18 protein-coding genes and 2 tRNA genes are annotated in these 18671 nt (G+C 65.7%); 11 read left to right on the top strand and 9 right to left on the bottom strand.

Features of this window, described 5'->3' with window-relative positions:
• Nucleotides 1-56 precede the first annotated feature (56 nt).
• Nucleotides 57-1898, bottom strand: a complete 1842-nt coding sequence (locus tag AC4D2E_RS13350) for a phosphoenolpyruvate carboxykinase (GTP) (RefSeq protein ID WP_490952920.1) — start codon at nt 1896-1898, stop codon at nt 57-59.
• A 290-nt stretch (nt 1899-2188) separates the two neighbouring features.
• On the opposite strand from AC4D2E_RS13350, the gene AC4D2E_RS13345 reads away from it, so the two are divergent.
• Nucleotides 2189-2264, top strand: a tRNA-Arg gene (locus AC4D2E_RS13345).
• A gap of 91 nt (nt 2265-2355) precedes the next feature.
• Nucleotides 2356-3774 carry a dihydrolipoyl dehydrogenase family protein gene (locus AC4D2E_RS13340; RefSeq protein WP_490952919.1) on the top strand — a complete coding sequence of 473 codons (1419 nt, stop codon included), beginning with the start codon at nt 2356-2358 and terminating at the stop codon, nt 3772-3774.
• Nucleotides 3775-3787: 13 nt separating this feature from the next.
• On the opposite strand, the gene AC4D2E_RS13335 is transcribed toward AC4D2E_RS13340, so the two are convergent.
• The 3 genes from AC4D2E_RS13335 to upp all read right to left on the bottom strand — a co-directional run bounded on the left by AC4D2E_RS13335 (nt 3788) and on the right by upp (nt 6259).
• On the bottom strand, nt 3788-4321 hold the full coding sequence (locus AC4D2E_RS13335; RefSeq protein WP_181033593.1) for a SixA phosphatase family protein: 534 nt from the start codon (nt 4319-4321) through the stop codon (nt 3788-3790).
• Nucleotides 4322-4358: 37 nt separating this feature from the next.
• Nucleotides 4359-5171 (bottom strand): winged helix-turn-helix domain-containing protein, encoded by an 813-nt coding sequence (locus AC4D2E_RS13330; RefSeq protein WP_104167004.1) that lies wholly within the window; start codon nt 5169-5171, stop codon nt 4359-4361.
• Between the two features lie 452 nt (nt 5172-5623).
• Nucleotides 5624-6259: a uracil phosphoribosyltransferase gene (gene upp, locus AC4D2E_RS13325; protein WP_104167006.1), complete on the bottom strand. Its 636-nt coding sequence runs from the start codon at nt 6257-6259 to the stop codon at nt 5624-5626.
• 23 nt (nt 6260-6282) lie between these two features.
• Here upp and tadA point away from each other — a divergent pair, with 23 nt between their 5' ends.
• From tadA to AC4D2E_RS13305, 4 genes are all read left to right on the top strand, one after another.
• Nucleotides 6283-6777 carry a tRNA adenosine(34) deaminase TadA gene (tadA, locus tag AC4D2E_RS13320; RefSeq protein WP_490952918.1) on the top strand — a complete coding sequence of 165 codons (495 nt, stop codon included), beginning with the start codon at nt 6283-6285 and terminating at the stop codon, nt 6775-6777.
• Nucleotides 6778-6838: 61 nt separating this feature from the next.
• Nucleotides 6839-7327, top strand: coding sequence for a pyridoxamine 5'-phosphate oxidase family protein (locus AC4D2E_RS13315; protein WP_490911185.1), 489 nt, complete (start codon nt 6839-6841; stop codon nt 7325-7327).
• A gap of 59 nt (nt 7328-7386) precedes the next feature.
• Nucleotides 7387-7476: transfer RNA gene (locus AC4D2E_RS13310), tRNA-Ser, on the top strand.
• Nucleotides 7477-9639: 2163 nt separating this feature from the next.
• Nucleotides 9640-10092, top strand: a complete 453-nt coding sequence (locus AC4D2E_RS13305; RefSeq protein ID WP_490952917.1) for a hypothetical protein — start codon at nt 9640-9642, stop codon at nt 10090-10092.
• A 242-nt stretch (nt 10093-10334) separates the two neighbouring features.
• On the opposite strand, the gene AC4D2E_RS13300 is transcribed toward AC4D2E_RS13305, so the two are convergent.
• Together AC4D2E_RS13300 and AC4D2E_RS13295 are read right to left on the bottom strand one after the other, a co-directional pair.
• Nucleotides 10335-11036, bottom strand: a complete 702-nt coding sequence (locus AC4D2E_RS13300) for a hypothetical protein (RefSeq protein ID WP_490952916.1) — start codon at nt 11034-11036, stop codon at nt 10335-10337.
• 231 nt (nt 11037-11267) lie between these two features.
• On the bottom strand, nt 11268-11687 hold the full coding sequence (locus tag AC4D2E_RS13295; protein WP_490952915.1) for a GNAT family N-acetyltransferase: 420 nt from the start codon (nt 11685-11687) through the stop codon (nt 11268-11270).
• Nucleotides 11688-12228: 541 nt separating this feature from the next.
• Between AC4D2E_RS13295 and AC4D2E_RS13290 the strand changes: the two genes are divergently transcribed.
• Nucleotides 12229-12810 (top strand): hypothetical protein, encoded by a 582-nt coding sequence (locus AC4D2E_RS13290; protein WP_490952914.1) that lies wholly within the window; start codon nt 12229-12231, stop codon nt 12808-12810.
• Nucleotides 12811-12886: 76 nt separating this feature from the next.
• Here AC4D2E_RS13290 and AC4D2E_RS13285 read toward each other — a convergent pair whose 3' ends face one another.
• Nucleotides 12887-13156 carry a hypothetical protein gene (locus AC4D2E_RS13285; RefSeq protein ID WP_490952913.1) on the bottom strand — a complete coding sequence of 90 codons (270 nt, stop codon included), beginning with the start codon at nt 13154-13156 and terminating at the stop codon, nt 12887-12889.
• A gap of 117 nt (nt 13157-13273) precedes the next feature.
• Here AC4D2E_RS13285 and AC4D2E_RS13280 point away from each other — a divergent pair, with 117 nt between their 5' ends.
• The 4 genes from AC4D2E_RS13280 (at nt 13274) to AC4D2E_RS13265 (ending at nt 15924) form a co-directional block, all read left to right on the top strand.
• A complete protein-coding gene (locus tag AC4D2E_RS13280; protein ID WP_490952912.1) occupies nt 13274-13681 on the top strand; it encodes a RidA family protein in 408 nt (135 codons plus the stop codon).
• 451 nt (nt 13682-14132) lie between these two features.
• Nucleotides 14133-14819: a DNA/RNA non-specific endonuclease gene (locus tag AC4D2E_RS13275; protein WP_490952911.1), complete on the top strand. Its 687-nt coding sequence runs from the start codon at nt 14133-14135 to the stop codon at nt 14817-14819.
• The gene (locus tag AC4D2E_RS13270) at nt 14723-15076 is read left to right on the top strand and encodes a DNA/RNA non-specific endonuclease (protein ID WP_490952910.1); all 354 of its coding nucleotides are present in this window, start codon (nt 14723-14725) and stop codon (nt 15074-15076) included. Before AC4D2E_RS13275 ends, AC4D2E_RS13270 begins: the two co-directional genes overlap by 97 nt.
• A gap of 110 nt (nt 15077-15186) precedes the next feature.
• The gene (locus AC4D2E_RS13265) at nt 15187-15924 is read left to right on the top strand and encodes a flavodoxin family protein (RefSeq protein ID WP_490952968.1); all 738 of its coding nucleotides are present in this window, start codon (nt 15187-15189) and stop codon (nt 15922-15924) included.
• 541 nt (nt 15925-16465) lie between these two features.
• Here AC4D2E_RS13265 and glsA read toward each other — a convergent pair.
• On the bottom strand, nt 16466-17434 hold the full coding sequence (gene glsA, locus AC4D2E_RS13260; protein ID WP_490952909.1) for a glutaminase A: 969 nt from the start codon (nt 17432-17434) through the stop codon (nt 16466-16468).
• 474 nt (nt 17435-17908) lie between these two features.
• Nucleotides 17909-18553 carry a response regulator gene (locus AC4D2E_RS13255; protein ID WP_490952908.1) on the bottom strand — a complete coding sequence of 215 codons (645 nt, stop codon included), beginning with the start codon at nt 18551-18553 and terminating at the stop codon, nt 17909-17911.
• Nucleotides 18554-18671: the final 118 nt, after the last annotated feature.

Genomic DNA, 18671 nt, shown 5'->3' with positions numbered 1-18671 from the left:
TCAGGACCCGCCACAGGTGCGCACTCACCGAGGACCGGCGTCGTCGGCCCCTGATGTCAGGAGACGCTGAACCGTCCCTTCAGTTCGTGGAGCTGGCCCCGGAGCTCGTCGGGCAGGGACTCACCGAAGCGGTCGTACCACTGCTCGATGCCCCGGAGTTCCTCGGCCCATTCGGCGGCGTCGACATGCACGGCGGCCTCCACGTCGGCCGGCGTCATGTCCAGTCCCGTGAGATCGAGCGCTTCCCCTGTGGGGACGAAGCCGATGGGGGTCTCGACGGCGTCCGCTGTGCCCTCCAGCCGTTCGATGACCCACTTGAGTACCCGCGAATTGTCGCCGAAGCCGGGCCAGGCGAAGCCTCCGGACGCAGTGCGGCGGAACCAGTTGACGAGGAAGATCTTCGGCAGGCGTGCCTGGTCCGCGCCGGCGCTGAGGGTGAGCCAGTGCCGGAGGTAGTCGCCGGCGTCGTAGCCGATGAAGGGCAGCATGGCCATGGGGTCACGGCGCACGCGGCCCACCTCGCCGGCAGCGGCCGCCGTGGTCTCCGACGACAGCGTCGATCCCATGAAGATGCCGTTCGCCCAGTTGCGCGACTGCGTGACGAGAGGGACCGTCGTCTTGCGGCGTCCGCCGAAGAGGATGGCCGAGAGCTCGACGCCGTCGGGCCGGTTGAACTCCTCGGCGAGCATGTCGATCTGGTCGATCGGGGTGCAGAACCGGGCGTTCGGGTGCGCGGCGGTGTGATCCATGTCCGGCGTCCAGTCGCGGCCCTGCCAGTCCGTGAGGTGGGCCGGCACCTCCTCCGTCATGCCCTCCCACCAGACGCCGCCGTCGTCGGTGAGGGCCACGTTCGTGAAGACCGAGTTGCCCTTGGCGATGGCGCGCATCGCGTTCGGGTTCGTGTGCCAGCCGGTGCCCGGGGCGACGCCGAACAGGCCTGCCTCGGGGTTGACGGCCCGCAGCTCGCCCTCCTTGCCGAAGCGCATCCAGGTGATGTCATCGCCCAGGGTCTCGACCTTCCAGCCGTCGATCGTGGGGTCGAGCAAGGCGAGGTTCGTCTTGCCGCATGCCGAGGGGAACGCCGCGGAGAGGTAGTAGGTCTTGTCCTGGGGTGAGGTGAGCTTGAGGATCAGCATGTGCTCGGCCAGCCAGCCCTCGTCGCGGGCCATGACGGATGCGATCCGCAGCGCGTAGCACTTCTTGCCGAGCAGGGCGTTGCCGCCGTAGCCGGAACCGTAGGACCAGATGGAGCGCTCCTCGGGGAAGTGGACGATCCACTTGTCCTCGTTGCAGGGCCATGGGACATCGGCCTCACCCTCGGCCAGGGGTGCTCCGAGCGAGTGGAGGGCAGGCACGAACGCGGCGTCGAGTTCGGTCATGCGGTCCAGGACGGGGGTGCCGATCGTCGCCATGATGCGCATGGACGTGACCACGTAGGCGCTGTCGGTGATCTCGACGCCGAACTTGGGGTCCTCGGCGTCGAGGTGGCCCATGACGAACGGGATGACGTACATGGTGCGCCCGCGCATGGCCCCGGTGAACAGGCCGGTGAGCTTCGCCTTCATCTCGGCCGGATCCATCCAGTTGTTCGTGAAGCCCGCTTCCCGCTCATCCTTCGAGCAGATGAAGGTCTGCTCCTCCACCCGGGCCACGTCCCTGGGGTCCGAGAACGCCGCGAAGGAGTTGGGGAAGGTCTCCGGGTTGAGCCGGATGAAGGTGCCGCTCTCGACCAGACCATCCGCGAGACGCCGGTTCTCGGCCTCCGACCCGTCCACCCAGACGACGTCGGCGGGCTGCGTCAGCTGCCGCACCTCCTCCACCCACGCGAGCAGGGCCCGGTGGGTGGTCGGCGCAGTGGGGGGTGTGTCGACCGTGAGCTGCCGTACGGGATCGCCCATTACTCTTCCCTTCGTTGGTGCCTGGTGTGTACCGATGCTAGGGGCGGGATATTTCATGTGAGGGTCCGATCGGCGGAGCATGCACCCTGGACCTGGGGTGTTCCGCGTCACTGCGCCGATGTCCAGCGCTTACGTTACGCCTTGCTGTGATGAAGGTCACGTAGACCGGTCTACCCGGCACTGGAGGGGTACGCTGATTAGGCGCCGCAGCCAATCCACGCTAGAGTGATTCACGGCCAAACGGCCGGTTTGTGGGACTCATCCGCCCGGCGGATCGACGAACTGCGAATGCGTGCGTAGCTCAACGGATAGAGCATCTGACTACGGATCAGAAGGTTGGGGGTTCGAATCCCTTCGCGCGCACCACGGTCGAATCAGACCACGAAAGGCCCCGACTCCGGTCGGGGCCTTTCGCATGTGGGTTGCTCCCGGGTGGGGCGGATGGAAGGCTCTGCCTATGAGCGAACCCCAGAGCATCGATGTCATCGTGATCGGCGCCGGCGCAGTCGGCGAGAACGTGGCGGGCCGGGTGGTCGAGCGGGGACTCTCTGCGGTGCTCGTCGAGGCCGATCTCGTCGGGGGTGAATGCTCCTACTGGGCCTGCATGCCGTCCAAGGCCCTCCTCCGCCCGGGCACCGTCCTCAACGCGGCCCGCGGCGTGGCCGGCGCACGGGAAGCTGTGACGGGTGTACTCGACGCGCAGCAGGTGCTCGAGCGCCGCACCTCCTTCACTTCCGACTGGGACGACTCCTCACAGGAGGAATGGGTGACCTCGACGGGCATCACCCTGGAACGCGGCTGGGCGAAACTCACCGGTGAGCGCGAGGTCGTCATCGGCCACGGCGACGGATCCGAGACCAGCTACCGCGCGAACCACGCCGTCGTGCTCGCCACGGGCTCCACGCCGACGGTCCCGCCCGTCGACGGGCTCGCCGACCTCAACTACTGGACCACCCGTGACGCGACCTCCGCGAAAACGATCCCCGCAAGCCTCGCCGTCCTCGGCGGCGGCGTGGCCGGCGTCGAACTGGCCCAGGCCTATGCTCGACTCGGCGCGGAGGTCACCGTCATCGCCCGCAGCGGGATCCTCGGCAATTACCCGAAGGAAGCCTCGGACCTCGTCGTCGACGCCCTCCGCGGTGAAGGGCTCACCATCCTGACGGACACGGCGACGAACGCGGTGCGCCAGGCGGACGGCGGCTTCGTACTCGACGTCGGCGACGGCCGGACCGTCACGGCGGAGAAACTCCTCGTCTCGACCGGGCGGCACCCGCACACCTCCGGACTCGGGCTCGAGAGTATCGGCCTGGACCCGAAGACGCTGACCCGGGACGCCACCGGACGCGTCCCCGACGCCGGCGGCTGGCTGTACGCGGTCGGCGACGTGGGCGGCGTGGTCCAGCTGACGCACCAGGGGAAGTACGAGGCGCGCGTGACCGGTGACGCCATCGCGGCCCGCGCCCGGGGCACCCTCGGCGATGCCGCCGAGGACTGGAGCGCCTACGCCTCGACGGCGGACCGGACCGCTGTCCCCCAGGTGGTGTTCACCGACCCGGAGATCGCCATGGTGGGGCGCACCCTCGAGCAGGCGCGGAAGGACGGCGTCAACGCCTCCGAGACGTCCCTCGAGATCGCCGTCGCCGGGTCCGCCCTGCACTCCGACGGGTACAAGGGCTGGGCGCAGATGGTCGTCGACGAGGACCGGAAGGTGCTCGTGGGCGTCACCTTCGCCGGGCCCGAGGTGTCCGAGATGCTCCACGCCGCCACGATCGCCATCGTCGGGGAGGTGCCCCTCGACCGCCTGTGGCATGCCGTGCCCTCCTACCCCACCGTGAGCGAGGTGTGGCTGCGGCTGCTCGAGAAATACGGGCTGTAGCGGACCGGACCCGTCAGCGGAGAGTCGATGCCCGGCGGACCACGAAGTCCGTGACGTCGGCATCGCGCCCGTCGAGCTCCGCCCAGGGACCGTCGAACGCCATGACGGTGAGGCCCGACGTCGGGTAGTCCGTCGCGAGATCCATGACCGCGCGTTCGCTGGAGCGGACGGAAGCCAGGCGCATCGCCAGGTCCTGGACGCCGGGATTGTGCGCGATGACGAGCAGGCTCGTCACGGTCTGCGGCACGTGGTTGATGAGGGCGAGCATCTCGGAGGGACGGGCCGCGTAGAGCTCGTCCTCCAGCTTGGGCGTGGGCGCTTTGTCCCCCAGCTCCTTGCAGACCCAGGTGCAGGTCTGGCGGGTGCGCAGGGCAGTGGAGACGAGGATGAAGTCGGGGACGGCATCGTGTTCCAGCATCCAGCGCCCCACGAGCGGGGCGTCGGCGTGGCCGCGCGAACTCAGCGACCGCTCGTGGTCGGGGATGCCCTCCTGGAACTCGGCCTTCGCGTGGCGCAGCAGCATGAGTCGTTTCAGGTGGGAGGCCATCCTCGCAGTCTAGGGCTTCCCCGGCGTTCCCAGCAGCCTAGATGGAGTACTCGGGCGCCGCCCAGACCACTACTTCGGGGTGGTCGTAGAAGCGGTAGCCCTGGCCGCGGACGGTGCGGACGGTGTTCGCCAGGCGGCCCAGCTTCGAGCGCAGGCGGCGGATGTGCACGTCGATGGTGCGCTCGTTCGGCACCTCGTCGGCGTTCCGCCACAGGCCGCTGAGGAGTTCCTCCCGGCCCACGGTGCGGGTCGCGTTCTCCACGAGGTAGTTCAGGAGTTCGAACTCCTTGAACGTGAGGTTCAGGGTCTCGCCGTCCAGGTGGACCTCGCGCCGCGACAGGTCGATGAGCACTCCCGTGGGGCGGGACTGCTGCGCCCGGGACGGCGCGGGCACGGCCTCGGGGCGGGCACGGCGGGCGACGGTCGGATCGCCGAGCGCAGCGCGGACGACGTCGATGTCCGACCCAGGAGCATCCGCCGGGGCGAGGGCGACGGCCGCGTGGCTCTCGGCGGTCGGCACGAGGGAGCGCACATAGGCCCGCACGTCCTGCGCAAGTTTGGCGAAGGTGGTGCCCGCAGCCGCGGCGGTGGCCTCGTCGAGGGCGACGTAGAGCACGAAGCCCCGCGCGGTCGTGTCGCCGGTGACCGCCTGGGGGCCCGGCACGCCGTTGGGCGCGACGACGGGGACGGGCGCCGTCATGGCCGGCGCGATGTCCCCGCCGGGGACGGCCTGCAGGCGGGACTGGGGGCCTTGGGGCTGCTGCGCGTGACCGTGCCCGAAGGACGGGCGTGCCTGGCGGTTCTGGGGCGAGCGGAGGGAGATATGGACGTAACCCGGATTAACTGACATTGAACCAACCTCGTGAAGTGTGCCGTCATCGCGGCTCGAATGCGGGATGTGCCCGGTCGGGATGAAGAGGATCGCCCGCCGTTGGGCCTGAAAGTGCGTAAAAGGGTTGGGGTGTAACCGTTACGCGTGCATTCGAAGACAGCAGCGGCCTGCTCCGGACGGGACGCCCGGGGAGGAGACTGCGGCTGCACATGCGAGTGAAAGGGTGTTCACGTGACGAATTATTGCATGTAACAATTGGCTACGCGCAAGTAACAAAGGTCGATAGTCCAGCATGCGGACGCCTTGCGCGGAAGACGGAACGCGCGTCGACGCGAGCCGGTCCCTCTGAAATGGCGCAGTACGTCCACGCTCTGCGCCGATCAGGATCGATTCGTCCGATTGCAAGCCCTCGGGAGGGCCGACGGCCGAGCACGCCGAGCCGTCACGAGACGAAGCGGCCGGCGGAAGTCCTAGCCGACGACGCCGTAGAGGCGGTCTCCGGCGTCGCCGAGACCCGGGACGATGTACGACTTCTCATTGAGCCGCTCGTCGATCGAGGCCAGGACGATCGTGACGTTGCGGCCTTCGAGCTCCTCCTGCAGCGTGGCGAGTCCCTCGGGCGCGGCGAGCAGGCAGATGCAGGTGATGTCCGCGGCTCCCCGGGCGAAGAGGAACTTGATGGCCTCGCGGAGGGTGCCTCCCGTGGCGAGCATCGGGTCGAGCACGAACACCTGGCGCCCGGTGAGGTCGTCCGGCAGTCGCTCGGCGTACGTGATGGCCTCGAGGGTCTCCTCGTTGCGGGCCATGCCGAGGAAGCCCACCTCGGCGGTCGGCACGAGGCGCGTCATGCCCTCGAGCATCCCCAGGCCGGCGCGCAGGATGGGGACCACGAGGGGGGTGGGCTTCACGAGTCCGACGCCTTCGGTCCTCGTGACGGGCGTCTCGATGGACACGGTCTCCACGCGGACGTCACGCGTGGCCTCATAGGCCAGCAGGGTGACGAGCTCCTCGGTGAGGAGCCGGAACACCGGCGACGACGTGTCCTTGTCCCGGAGAACCGTGAGTTTGTGGGCTACCAGGGGGTGGTCGACTACCAGTACACGCATGCCTCAAAAGTACCATTGGAGCCATGTCCCCCTCCCTCCTCCCTGTCCTCCCCGAGCACCGGGCGTGGATGGGGCTGGCCCTGGAGGCGGCCGCACTGACCCGCGCGAGCGCCGACGTGCCGATCGGCGCGGTCGTCGTCGGGCCCGACGGTGAGGTGCTCGGCACGGGCTGGAACCAGCGCGAGGAGCTCGGGGACCCGACGGCGCACGCCGAGGTGCAGGCCATCCGCGTCGCCTCCGCCCGCCTCGGCGCGTGGCGGCTCGAGGGCTGCACCCTGGTGGTGACGCTCGAACCGTGTGCCATGTGCGCCGGCGCCTCCGTCCTGGCGCGCATCCCCCGCGTGGTGTTCGGGGCCTGGGACGAGAAGGCAGGAGCGTCGGGTTCCGTGTTCGACGTGCTGCGCGAGCGTCGGCTGAACCACTGGACCGAGGTCTTCGCGGGGGTCCGCGAGGACGAGTGCGCCCAGCTGCTCACGGAGTTCTTCGCCGCCCAGCGGTCCGGCTCCGGCCCGGGGTGATGACCGGGGGCATAGTGCGTAGGCTGAGGAAATCCGCAGCATCCCCTTCGAAGGAGTAGACGTGGCAGATCAGCAGGACGGCTTGAAAGAAGTACAGGACATCCTCGGCAAGACCGACATCGCGATCCTCACCACCGTGAGCCTCGACGGCCAGCTCGTGAGCAGGCCCCTCGCGCTCCAAGCCAAGGACTTCGACGGCGACCTCTGGTTCTTCACGGAGGACCCTTCCCCCAAGGCCGACGAGATCCGCGCCAACCCGCAGGTCAACGTCTCGGCGAGCACCGGCAAGGGGTACGTCTCGATCGCGGGCACGGCGACCCTGACGAAGGACCAGGCGAAGATCGACGAGCTGTGGGGGCCGTCGGTGTCCGCGTGGTTCGAGAACGGGCGCGAGGATCCCGCCGTCGCCCTCATCCACGTCGACGCCGACACCGCCGAGTATTGGTCCATGGACGCGCCGCGCGTCGTCTCGGCCGTGAAGATGGTCAAGGGCCTCGTGACGGGCACCAAGCCCGACGTCGGCAAGAACGACGTGGTCGAACTCCCCTAGGGCTTCCCCCGCGCCCCGTTTTGGGTCTGGGGCGCTGCACCCGGTAACGTAGTGGCGTTGGTGACGTGTCCGAGCGGCCGAAGGTGCAACACTCGAAATGTTGTTTGGTGTAAAAGCCAACGTGGGTTCAAATCCCACCGTCACCGCCACCGGAAAGGCCCCTGCATCCCTTTGTCCATAAGGGAAGCAGGGGCCTTCGCTGTGCTTCGGACGGAGCCATTGGCAAGAAATTGGCAAACATCCCCTACGACGCCGAAGCCGAAGCGAGGATGGCCACACGTGGATGAGGCTCGCAGAGTACTTCGAAACATCACGCCAACCCGCCGGAAATCACTCCGCTGACTCGACCTGAGCAGACCAAGTCCGACACAGTACGGAGTGCTCGGCACAGGGCCGCCAAGGGTCGCTACCTACCGGCGCAGGGACCGGCACGCTGGGTGAACTGACCCGACGTCCACGGCACGATCATCGCCCCTGAAGGCTCAGCACCACCGAGCCATACGCAGGACGCTACCTCTGGACTGCATTCCGGGATCCTGGCGAGGTAAGCCACGATCTCGTAAGCATCCTCGGGTGCAGCATCGACATGGATGCTCCATTCTTCCCGGTCTAGGGTCTGCATCAGATCTCCTCCTTGCAGGTGCACCCTTGTCACGGGAACGGTGTGCCAGCAAGGATCGCTCCGACCGTTCGGGGAGTCAATCCCTTCATGTCCCCTATGACCAGACGGAAATGTGGCCGCACGGCGATGCCCCCAGCTACTTCTACGCCACAGAAGAACCCGGGCCGCCCACCACCGGATCGCTCCGTGGCACCACCACTGCGACCCGGTGACAGCCGCAGCACCATCGCCCCGAGTTCGGTGCAAGTTCGGATTACTTGCCTCCGGCCTCGGTCCGTATCAGGATGTCTCCTTCGCGCTGATCCTGGGGTAGCGGTACATGGTGGCGCGACTGGCGCCGAATGATCTCCCGATGTCCACCGGGGCGAACCCCTGAGCCTTCAACTCGTGGTCCCGCTGACCTTCACATGGGCGGCTGTGACTTCACGCCGGCCAGCCTTCCTGCCGTATACCGCGGCTGCCGACATGCCCACCCTGGTTCGCTTGGAGAATTGGTCGCGCTCGATTTGGCATAAGCGGACATGAGGGTGAGCATGGGCCCCACCCATCGATCCGGTCGTGCTGAAGTCTTCGGGTGTAGCCAAGAAACCTCATTCCAGCAGGCTGCCTCACAAAGTACCGGCGACACGACTGCCGAGACGCTTCATGGCAAGACAACTTTCCAGGACAGCCGAGATCCCCGGATCGCGGAGAGGTCCTTAGGCCTCGGTCTCTACTGCCCGGTGTCTCTTCAAGCTGTAGTTTCCCAAAATACGTCGAACACTCGTTTAGCCAGAACCAGCGTTCCACTTGAGGTAGCTTTGCACCCGTTCTCATCGTCCCGGCTAAACGTCCCTCCCCCGGCCTGGCGGGGTCGGCAGGTCCGGAACCCCTGCGTGGTGTCAGTGGACGACCCCCCTACGGGATTGGATAGTTGGCCTTGAAGTGTTGCGTGCAGTCCCATTCATAGGTTGTACTTCCGACGCTTACGTTGTGTCTGCCCGGGTCATTGCTGATTGTGGTGGCCCGCCGGGGAGGAGGAGGGCGGTTGTGTTCGCGGTGACGATGAGGACTATCCCAGCCCATTCGTCGACACCGAGTTCCTCGTGAAGCAGTATCGCTCCAATCAGGGCGGCCAGGACCCGGTTGACGCTCATGAGGATCGCCATCCGGTACGGCTTGTTGGAGTCACACAAGAAGCTCTGAAGCTAGCGGTTACGTCGGATATGACGGCGGGTCCTTGCCATCGGTGCATAGCACCACCCCCTGTCGCCGCCTACCGGTTGGGTCACAATGCGACGCGATGGACTGCCTGGAGGCGCCGCGAATAACGATTTGCACACCTCGCCCTCGCGCTATACCCGGAGTGATCACTCGGAGGTAATGTCTGCCTCGGGGGATGAAGCAGGGCAGGGTTCTTGTCGGGCGATTCCTCGTCGTCCACGCCACCTCGTCTCAAGGAATTGCGTCCGTGACCAAGCTGCCCTCCCTTCTCGCCCTCGCTGCGATCACCGCTCTTCTCGCAGGCTGTTCCAGCCCTGCCGACGAGCCTGCCGCGGCTCCTGACGCTGCTGCCACGACTGGTTCGGCATCGCCCAGCGCCACCGTGAAACCATCCGTAGCACCGTCCGCCTCACCCTCAGCAACAGCGTCTGCCGCGCCGTCGACCGAGTCGGCTCCGCCAGCAGAGGAGGCAGGGCCCGAAGTTCCCGTGGCACCGCCGGCCGTCGAGGCGCCTGCCATGCCGCCGCTGGCTCCGCCTGTAGCACCATCGATCGAGCCGGCGCCCGCGCCCGACGTTCCCGTGGCACCGCCGGCCGTCGAGCCCGAGGTGCCCACTACCACCGTGGTGACGCCTCAGCGCGAGTGGGGCGCGGTGCGCGCCACCGTCACCCAGGGGTCCTCGTTCACGATCATCGGCAGCGGTTACCGGCCAGGACAGCAGATCATCATCAACATGGGCATCTACCAGTCCGACGGCATGGTGATGGATGAGCAGGTGGCGATCGCCGACGCCGCGGGGAATTACAGCTTCACGATCTCGGTCGGGGCCGATCTTCCTCCGCGGGCCTATGGCGTCCTGACCTATCACGCGGATGCACCGGGCGGTCCCGAACGTGAGGCGTCGAAGACCAAGGCCATCATCGATGTCGTCGCACCCTAACGGGGAGTAAGTCCCCACGTCATCGGCACATTGGCGCCCGGCCGCACACATCATTCGGCAAGCCAGATCAGATGTCACCTATCCGTACAGCAGACCCAAGTATGTTCCACCGTCGTGTCTCGCTTTCATGATGTAGCCAGCGCCGACTCGTCTAGCGGGCGCGCAAGCAGAGCTGTGGGTCCTCGGAAGGATCAATTATCTGAAGCGCCCGCAAGCGGATCGTCCATGACGAGTCTGTCCGATCAGGGCGCGGGTGCTCGTAGGAGCTGTGCCGCCATGTCAGCAAGCTCATCCTGCAGGACCCCGTCGGGCTCGACATCGCCTACGGACTGCACGGAGGCGATGAGGCCGTTGCCTTGAGCGTTGACTGAGAGCGTGTACTGGAAGTTCTCGGGCCCCAGTTCTTGCGTGATGAGAACGGCGTATGCCTCATCTCCGATCAGATCCTGATCAAGCTCATCGATGGTGGCCGTGGACTCTTTGGATGAGTTGAAGGAAGTGCAACGCTTCAACTGCTCCCGGGTGCCGGTGAAGTCGCCTGCCGTCGTCGTCGCGGTGGAGATCTCCAGTAGTCCTGCTGAGAGGACTGATCCCCAGGGATCGGCCACGCCGGTTCCGATCGCGCCCTCGCCTGCGAATTGGTTGCCGGAGCCCATGTTCCGTGCGGCAATGCCTTCACACTCTGCAGGCTGAACGCCTCCATCGGCCACGACCGCCGAAGCCGCATCGAAACCCGCGCGAGTCAGCTCTGGTGGGGCGAGGTGCAGGGCGTTGCCGTCCGTGTCTTTCAGCTCGGCGACGCGGCGTTCGACCTCCGACCGGTCCTCGTTCTGAGGCTTCTCGGGTGCGTTGGAGGTCCCGCTTGGAGATTCATTCGGATTTTCGGTTATGTCCTCGATTGGACCGTCTGCGGCAGTGCTGGTGCAACCTGTGAGAAGTGCCAAAGCCAGAACAGTGCATGGCATGACGAATGACGCTTTGATGTTGGGTCCCCTTCGACCGCGAAGCCCTTCACGGATGTTGTCAGCGTAGTGGTCAATCCGCCAGACGCGCATTGAACGACCAGCTCACAGCACCGTGAGACTTAGCCCCACGAGCGTCCGGTGTGGATTCTCTCGCCGTGCTCGGAACGTAGGACCTTCAGAAGTCCTAAGAACGACCGATGGTGATACGCGTTATGCGATCGTGTATTTGAATCCGCGGTGGGATCCGACGAAACCCAAGCACTCGTAGAAGCGGTGAGCGTCCAGGCGTGCCTCGTCGGAGGTGAGCTGCACGAGGGACGCCTCCAGGGCTGGGGCTGCAGTTCCAGTGACCCAGCGCATCATGGCTGATCCCATGCCTGCTGCTCGGAGATCGCTCCGCACACGGACGGCCTCGATGAGAAGCCGCGTCGATCCGCGGCGGGCCAAGCCAGGTATCCGGGTGAGCTGCATCGTCGCCAGCGGCTCATCCGCTTCGCTCACGGCCACGAGTACGTCGTTGGAGGGGTCCACAACGATTGCAGCCAGCGCCGAAACGTAGGAGGCGTCGTCAGCTTCGTCTGCTGTGTCGCCCCTTGACGCGCTGATGGGGTCGTCGGCGAGAAGGCGCATCAGTGCTCCGAGGTCATCCTCGGTGGCCCGACGAAGGGCGAACTGCTGAGTCGGAGTGCTGAGGGTGACGGGCAAGTGCAGAGTACGAATCACTCCCGCAGTCTCCCATCGATCGTCCCGCACAACGTCCCGTCGAGGATCCCGTTGCGGACGCACGCCAGGACGGCGTTGCGTGATGTTTAGGCCCTCGAACGTTCCTGTTGCGGGAGTCTCAGAAGGACCCTAGAGCAACACGATTCGGCCCGATCTGCACTGTTGCGTTGGGTGATCTGGAAGAGGCTGCCATGGGGCAGGTCGGCTTCTACCTCGTGGGAGATCTGGTCCTCCAAGAGCGCTGCCTCAGCTGATTCGAGCGTCGGTAAAGGACGGCATCCCAGCCGAGTGCGGCCGGTGCGATCGCCAGGGCGTTGTCCGCATCGAGCACGATGTCTTTGGCGGTGAGGTTGAGGTAGGCAGTGAGGTTCATGACAAATATATGTGCGGCGCCGGCACTCGGCGTCCCCCGGGAAGACCGACGTCGGCTGCCGCACACGTGAGGCCCATGCGAATTCTTGCCCTCGAATCCAAATCCACCCACCGGTCTGACGTTGCCTTCCGCGACGTTGCCTCCCGCTTCGACACCCCGGACGAGATCCGTTTCGCCTGGAAGTACATCATCGAGAACGACTGGATTGTCGACTTCTTGTACAGGTCCAAGTCCGAAGGTGCAACGACGATCGAGCGTTCGTCGGGAGCTACCTGGCCCGGTATCGTCGGACGCTGGTCTTCGAAGAGATCGAGCCAACGGTCTTCGAACGCCTCGTCCGCGGATTCTTCGGCGCGGACCTCTTCCAGAAAATCATCGACGTCATCGAGCCTGCCTGAGCACCGGCGGCAACGAATCACTTCCGGGGCGACTCGGATCCACCGACAAGAGAACCAGGCCATGATCACCAAACCCGGCGAGTACCACGACGCCAACTCGGCGGTGCCCGTCCCGCAGTCACGCCGCGTCCTCGATCTGATCGCACGCGGCCGGCTGATGCCTCCCTTGCCCCTCCAGGTCGCGCTGCGCCAGAGCATGACCGCCCAGGTCGTCGTCCTGCCCGCGCTCCTGCCTGCAACCGACGCTGAAGCGGCGTAGCGAGTCCTCCGCCCGTGGTGAGCAGCGCGGGCCTCTCCATACACACGAGCCTCATGATCGCTGCACCCACTACGGCCTACGACCGCCTCATCCCCTCCGGGCACGACGTCCACCTCGACAACGGCGAGTCCACGAGGCGACACCGGAGGACCTCGCGAAGTTCGGGCTTGAAGCCGCGGGCATGATGCGTGCCGCTAAGCGCGAAGTGCAACAGGAACATCTCCAGAGGACCGAGTACGTCCTCGGGGTGGAGGTGTGGGGTGTTGAGACGCACGGGATCCACGACTACCGGGGGCAGCGCGTCGACCTCACCGCGCGTCGACCTCATCGACAGCGGCTTCACCATGTACTGGTACCGAGCAACCGTTGCCGAGCACCCACCGACCAGGCCCCCACCTAACCGGTCAATGACCCGGGACGAAGTGGGAGGCTTGGGGCTTATCAACACGAGAAGGTGAGCTCGATGGCTTCCGCTGTGACTCTGATCCGCTCTACCGCCCTTGCTGGCACGGTGCAGTACGCCTATGCGGCGACTGCGCCGGCCGATGCACGGCTGGTGTTCCTCGCAGGATCGTGTCCCCTTGACGAGGCTGGAGCCACGGCGGGCGTGGGTGACTATGCGGTGCAGGCAGCGAAGTGCATCGACAACATGCTGGTCGCGCTCGGTGAAGCGGGCGCGACCCTGAAGGACGTGATCAGTACACGTGTCCTGGTGGCGTCCACCGATCGGGCTGACCTCGTGAGGGCATGGGATGTTGTGCGGGCAGTGTTCGGTGCACATGACGTACCAAGCACCCTGTTAGGGGTGACGGTTCTTGGTTACGAGAACCAGCTCGTGGAAATCGAGGCTGTCGCTGCTGTCCGCGACTGACGCACAGCGGCGTTTCGTCTACGGATCTGCTTTCGCTCCAGGGGAAGATACCTGCGCACCCGCCTGATCTGTTGGTCCGGCCCGGAGGCGGGGAAGGGTCGGGGGCGAGGAGCGGGGCAGGAGTCGGAGTGATCCACCAAACGATCCCGACTCCTGCCCGAGAGGCCTAAGCTCTGGCCGGCTTCTTGACCAACTAGTAAGCCTACTGACTAGTTGATCATGGGTGGGGCGGGGAAGGTCAAGGGAAAAGGCAAAACTGCTCAGTCCCCTTGGCGGGAATAGAGACGCTACGTCGGCGTCGATCTACTTGGGCGTCAGGTCCTGCGGGGCGGTGTTCGGTGCAGTGACGCTTCTTGGTCGGAGGTGGCGCCTGACGAGCAACGGCATGGGCTCCTGGTGGTTACGTTCATCCGTTCATCCGCTTATCACTTACCGCTGGTACCGTCGGCCGATGGACGCCACCGTGCCCGAACCCCGCATCATCACCACTGCAGCTGCCGCTAGAGCTACCGTTGCAACGATCGGGGGCCTGTCGGACCGTGAAGGCTTCGACGAACAGTTCCTCGGCCCTCAGGTGCCGATCCCAGCCCTGAAGGATGTCGATACCGCCCTGTTGCCCTACACCCACTTCTCGATCCTGATGCGTCCCGACAAGCGCCTCGCCGCGGTCACCGCACTCGGCATCGACGGCAAGAAGCTCATGGACCTGGACCGCTCCGGCATCGCTTGGCGACTGGACCCGCGCCTTCCGGAGGACCAGCAGACCGGGGAGCGGGTCTACGCCCGCAACGACATCGACCGCGGGCATCTCGTCCGGCGAGCCTCGGCGGTCTGGGGTGACACCCGCGCCGAGGCAGCCCAGACCAACGAGGACACCTTCCACTACACGAACGCCGCACCGCAGTCGGCAAAGTTCAACCAAGGCCTCGAGCTCTGGCTCAGGTTGGAGACATACCTGCTGGAGAACGCCGCCGACAACGGCCGGCGCCTGATCGTGTTCACCGGCCCGATCTTCAGTGACCAGGATCCTGTGTACCGGGGGTGGAGATCCCGCTGCGGTTCTTCAAGGTCGCCGTGTCCCTCCAGAGCGGGTCCCTCGCCGCGACGGGCTACGTCGTGGACCAGACACCGCAGCTGAAGGACCTGCCGGACGTGCCGCGGCCGGGAGCAATAGGCGAGGGAAATGACGGGGACGCTCCCCCACTGGGCCCGTTCCGAACCTTCCAGGTCCCGATCCGGGACATCGCGACGCTAACCGGCCTCGATATGGCACAGCTGACCGCCGTCGACCGGATGCCCATTGCCACAACGCTGCCCGCCGCCCGGATCACCTCGACGTGGCGGGAACTCACCAGTCGAGAGAGCCTCGACCTAGACTTCGACCTCAAGAACTAGAGGCGCCATCCGCACCAGCGCCCCGACAAGCTGGCCGTTGGGCCGACAGGCAGGACTGTGGCAGGTCGACATGAGCCTGGAAGAGCGCCATCAAGATAGGAGCTATGGATATGTCCGAACATGGGAAGCCCGGCAGCAAAGTCGACAATTTCACGGGGCTCCGTGCGATCTTCCTCAACTGCACCCTGAAACGCAGCCCTGAGTTGAGCCACACCTCGGGCCTGATCGACCTCAGCGCTGAACTGATGCGAAACAACGGCGTCGAAGTTGAGGTTGTGCGGCCCATCGATCATCCGGTAGCGACGGGGGTGTACCCGGACATGACCGAGCACGGGTGGGACGAGGATGCCTGGCCGACCATCTTTGAGAAGATCGACCACGCCGACATCATCGTTCTCGCCGGGCCTATCTGGCTCGGAGACAACAGTTCGGTCATGAAGCAAATCATCGAGCGTCTCTATGCCATGTCGAGCATGACGAACTCCCGCGGACAGTACATCTACTACGGCAAAGTCGGGGGCGCCTTGGTGACGGGAAACGAAGACGGCGTCAAGCATTGCGCCATGAACATCCTGTACAGCCTGCAGCACATCGGAGTGACCATCCCCCCGGCGGCGGACGCAGGCTGGATCGGGGAAGCGGGCCCGGGACCGAGCTACCTCGATGAAGGATCGGGCGGCCCCGAGAATGATTTCACTAACCGCAACACAGCTTTCATGACCTGGAATCTCCTTCACATGGCGCGCATCCTGAAAGATGCAGGAGGGATCCCGGCATGGGGAAACACCCCCGAGGCCTGGAGCAACGGCGACAGGCCAGGCCATGAACCCAATCCGGAGTATCGGTGAGATGACAGAGGATCAATCGGCCCCTACGGCGAGGATCACCTCGACCTGGCGGGAACTTGCCAGCCCCGAATGCCTCGACCTCGACTTCGACCTCGGCTGAAGCGCGTAGTTGAGGAGGGCGGCGTCAGAGCGCGGCGTTTCCGGGAGTGTGACTGGTAATGAGCAGCTGCCCGAGGGCCCTGATCCTTTGGGGCGATGTGTAGCCGGTGCCCATGGCGGCGACGACGGATCACTGGAGGAGGATCATCCAGCATTCCGCGAAATCATCTGGGTCAGTGAGCTCTATCGCTGCGGCGGCGCCGACTTCCTCACGCATGTCCCGCAAGTGCTGTGCGCTGGCCGCGCCCACTTCATCGCCCGCGCCCATCTCCACCAGTGTCCGGATGTAAGGGCAGCCGGCGAAGTCCTCGGTCTGGAACCACTCGTCGAAGATGTCGAAGATCGCCAGAAGCTGATCCCGCGGAGAGTCCCTCCGCTTCCGGGATTCGGCTCCCAGGTAGCCAACGGTGAACCAGGGTCGACGTGGCGATGCTCGACGAGGTCACTGCTCGGTGCGGGACGCGCGTTCCCCGCGGTCGACGCCGGTCGCGGAGCCGAAGGAGTGCAGATCGAGCTCGACGCTCAGAAGGTCGGAGGCGACTCGCCCGCGCACGCTCGTCCCCTGCTCGTCGAGAGGCGGGCTTATGACCGCGGCACCGAGCCGCCCGGGGGCGGAGAGCACGATCGCCCCGGAAACGCTGGACTTCGCGGGGATGCCGATTCCACGCATCCAACGGCCTGAGCCGTCATACACACCGCAGGTCGCCATGACCGAGACGACGTCGCGAGCCACGCCCGGCGAAACGACGCGCTTCTCCGTCACCGGGTTGACTCCGCCGCAGGCGAGGGTCGCCCCCATCACCGCGAGTGCCTTCACGTCGACCAGGACGGCGCAGGCGCGAGCGTAGACGGCGACGGCATCGTCGGCACCGACGTGCAGGGTTCCCTCCGCCCGCATGAGGTGTGCGAGGGCGTGGTTGCGGTCGCCGAGGAGGTGCTCGTTGCGGGCGACGCCTTCATCCACTTCGAGCCGACGCCCGGCGAAGGCGGAGAGGCCTCGGAGGATCCGCTCGTTACGCTCGTCGACATCGCTGCCGTCGACGAGCGATGCCGTGAGCAGCGCTCCGGCGTTGACCATCGGGTTGGGTGGGCGGCCGGAGCCGCTCTCGAGCTTGATCGCGTCGAAGGCTTCGCCGGTCGGTTCGATTCCGATGAGGTCCAGGGCGTCGCCGTCCGTGTCCAGCAGGGCCAGGGCGAACAGGAACGGTTTGACCGCCGACTGCACGCTAAACGGCGACTCCGCCTGCGTAGTGCCGCGCACCGTCCCGTCGGGCAGGGCCAGGGCCAGCGCGCATTGGTCGGCGTCCGCGGCGGCGAGTTCGGGGATGCTGTCGTCCACCGATCCGCCGTTCTTTTGCATGACCCGCGCCCGCAGATCCTCGAGGTCATAGGTTCCTGCGTCCGGTGTCATCCGTCTACATTGACACAGGTCGTGCTGAATGAAGGCAGTAACGGGTGCGATCGACTGCGTGCAGGGCAATGGCCTGCGACGACAGGAGTGACTTTCGGCCAACTCGACTATGCCCTGCCATCGAACGGGCCTGTTCTAGGCATCTGGATGCCATGCCGAATCCGCGACAGCGTCTCCGTAACACTCCGCTTCGACCCGTCCGGCTAACCATCCCCTACGGACTGAGCACCCCCCTCGTTGCACGAGGTCTAGACCCTCGCACGTCTCTGTTGCGCAAGCCGCAGAAGGACCCTGAAGCAACACGATCAGACCGATCTGCACTGCGGCGTTTGGGTGTACTCGACGCACCATGCTCAGTCACGTCAAGCGGTCCTGATCGCACGCGTCGCCGAGCGGAACGCTGCGGTGGCACCCTGTCGATCTTGGGTACTCTCGGTCGGGGACCGGGGCCGTGCTCGCGATTTCCCTGCGGAATTAGCGGGGCGAGGGATCGACCGACGTAGAGATGTAGACGGCAGCCTGGGTCCGCCGCTGGAAGCCCAGTTTCGCCAGGATCGAGGACACACGGTTCTTGATGGTTTTCTCGGCCAGGAACAGTTCGCCGGCGATTTCCCGGTTGGACAGCCCCTTCCCGATCAGGGTCAGGACCTTCCGCTCCTGTGCCGTGAGGCCGGCAAGGCGGGCATCTTCCTCCGGTGCGTCGTGCAGCCCGGCAATGATGCGCTCCTTCATGCCGGGCTCGAACAAAGACTCACCCGCAGCGGCCCGGAGGACTTTCCCGACCAGATCCGAGCCGAGAATCTCCTTCAGGATGTACCCCGCGGCACCGGCGAGTACCGCCCCGCGCACGGCCTGGCGATCGTCGTCACTGGTCAGAATGACACAGGACAGCGACGGGTCGATGGAGTGCACATCCCGGCACACCTCCATCCCCGTGCCATCCGGCAGCCTCACATCCAGGATCGAGACGTCCGGTGCCAGGGCCGGGATCCGGCGCGTAGCTTCCTCGGCGGACCCGGTTTCCCCAACAATCACACACCCCTCGGTCTCCAACAGTTCCCGTAATCCCCGCCGCACCAGTTCGTGATCATCGAGGAGGAATACCGTGGCGCCCTTCACCTGCTGACCCTCATTGTCCGCATCCGGCACCTTCCCCTTTCATCCGCCTGACTCGTCACGAATCCCCCCTTGACTTCTGCATGAACCCTTTTTCATCATCAGTAGTTCGCTCGGGCCG

This window comes from Arthrobacter sp. TJ-265 (assembly GCF_058269135.1).
The sequence above is the reverse complement of the archived record's forward strand: the minus strand, read 5'-3'. Positions and strand labels throughout refer to the sequence as shown.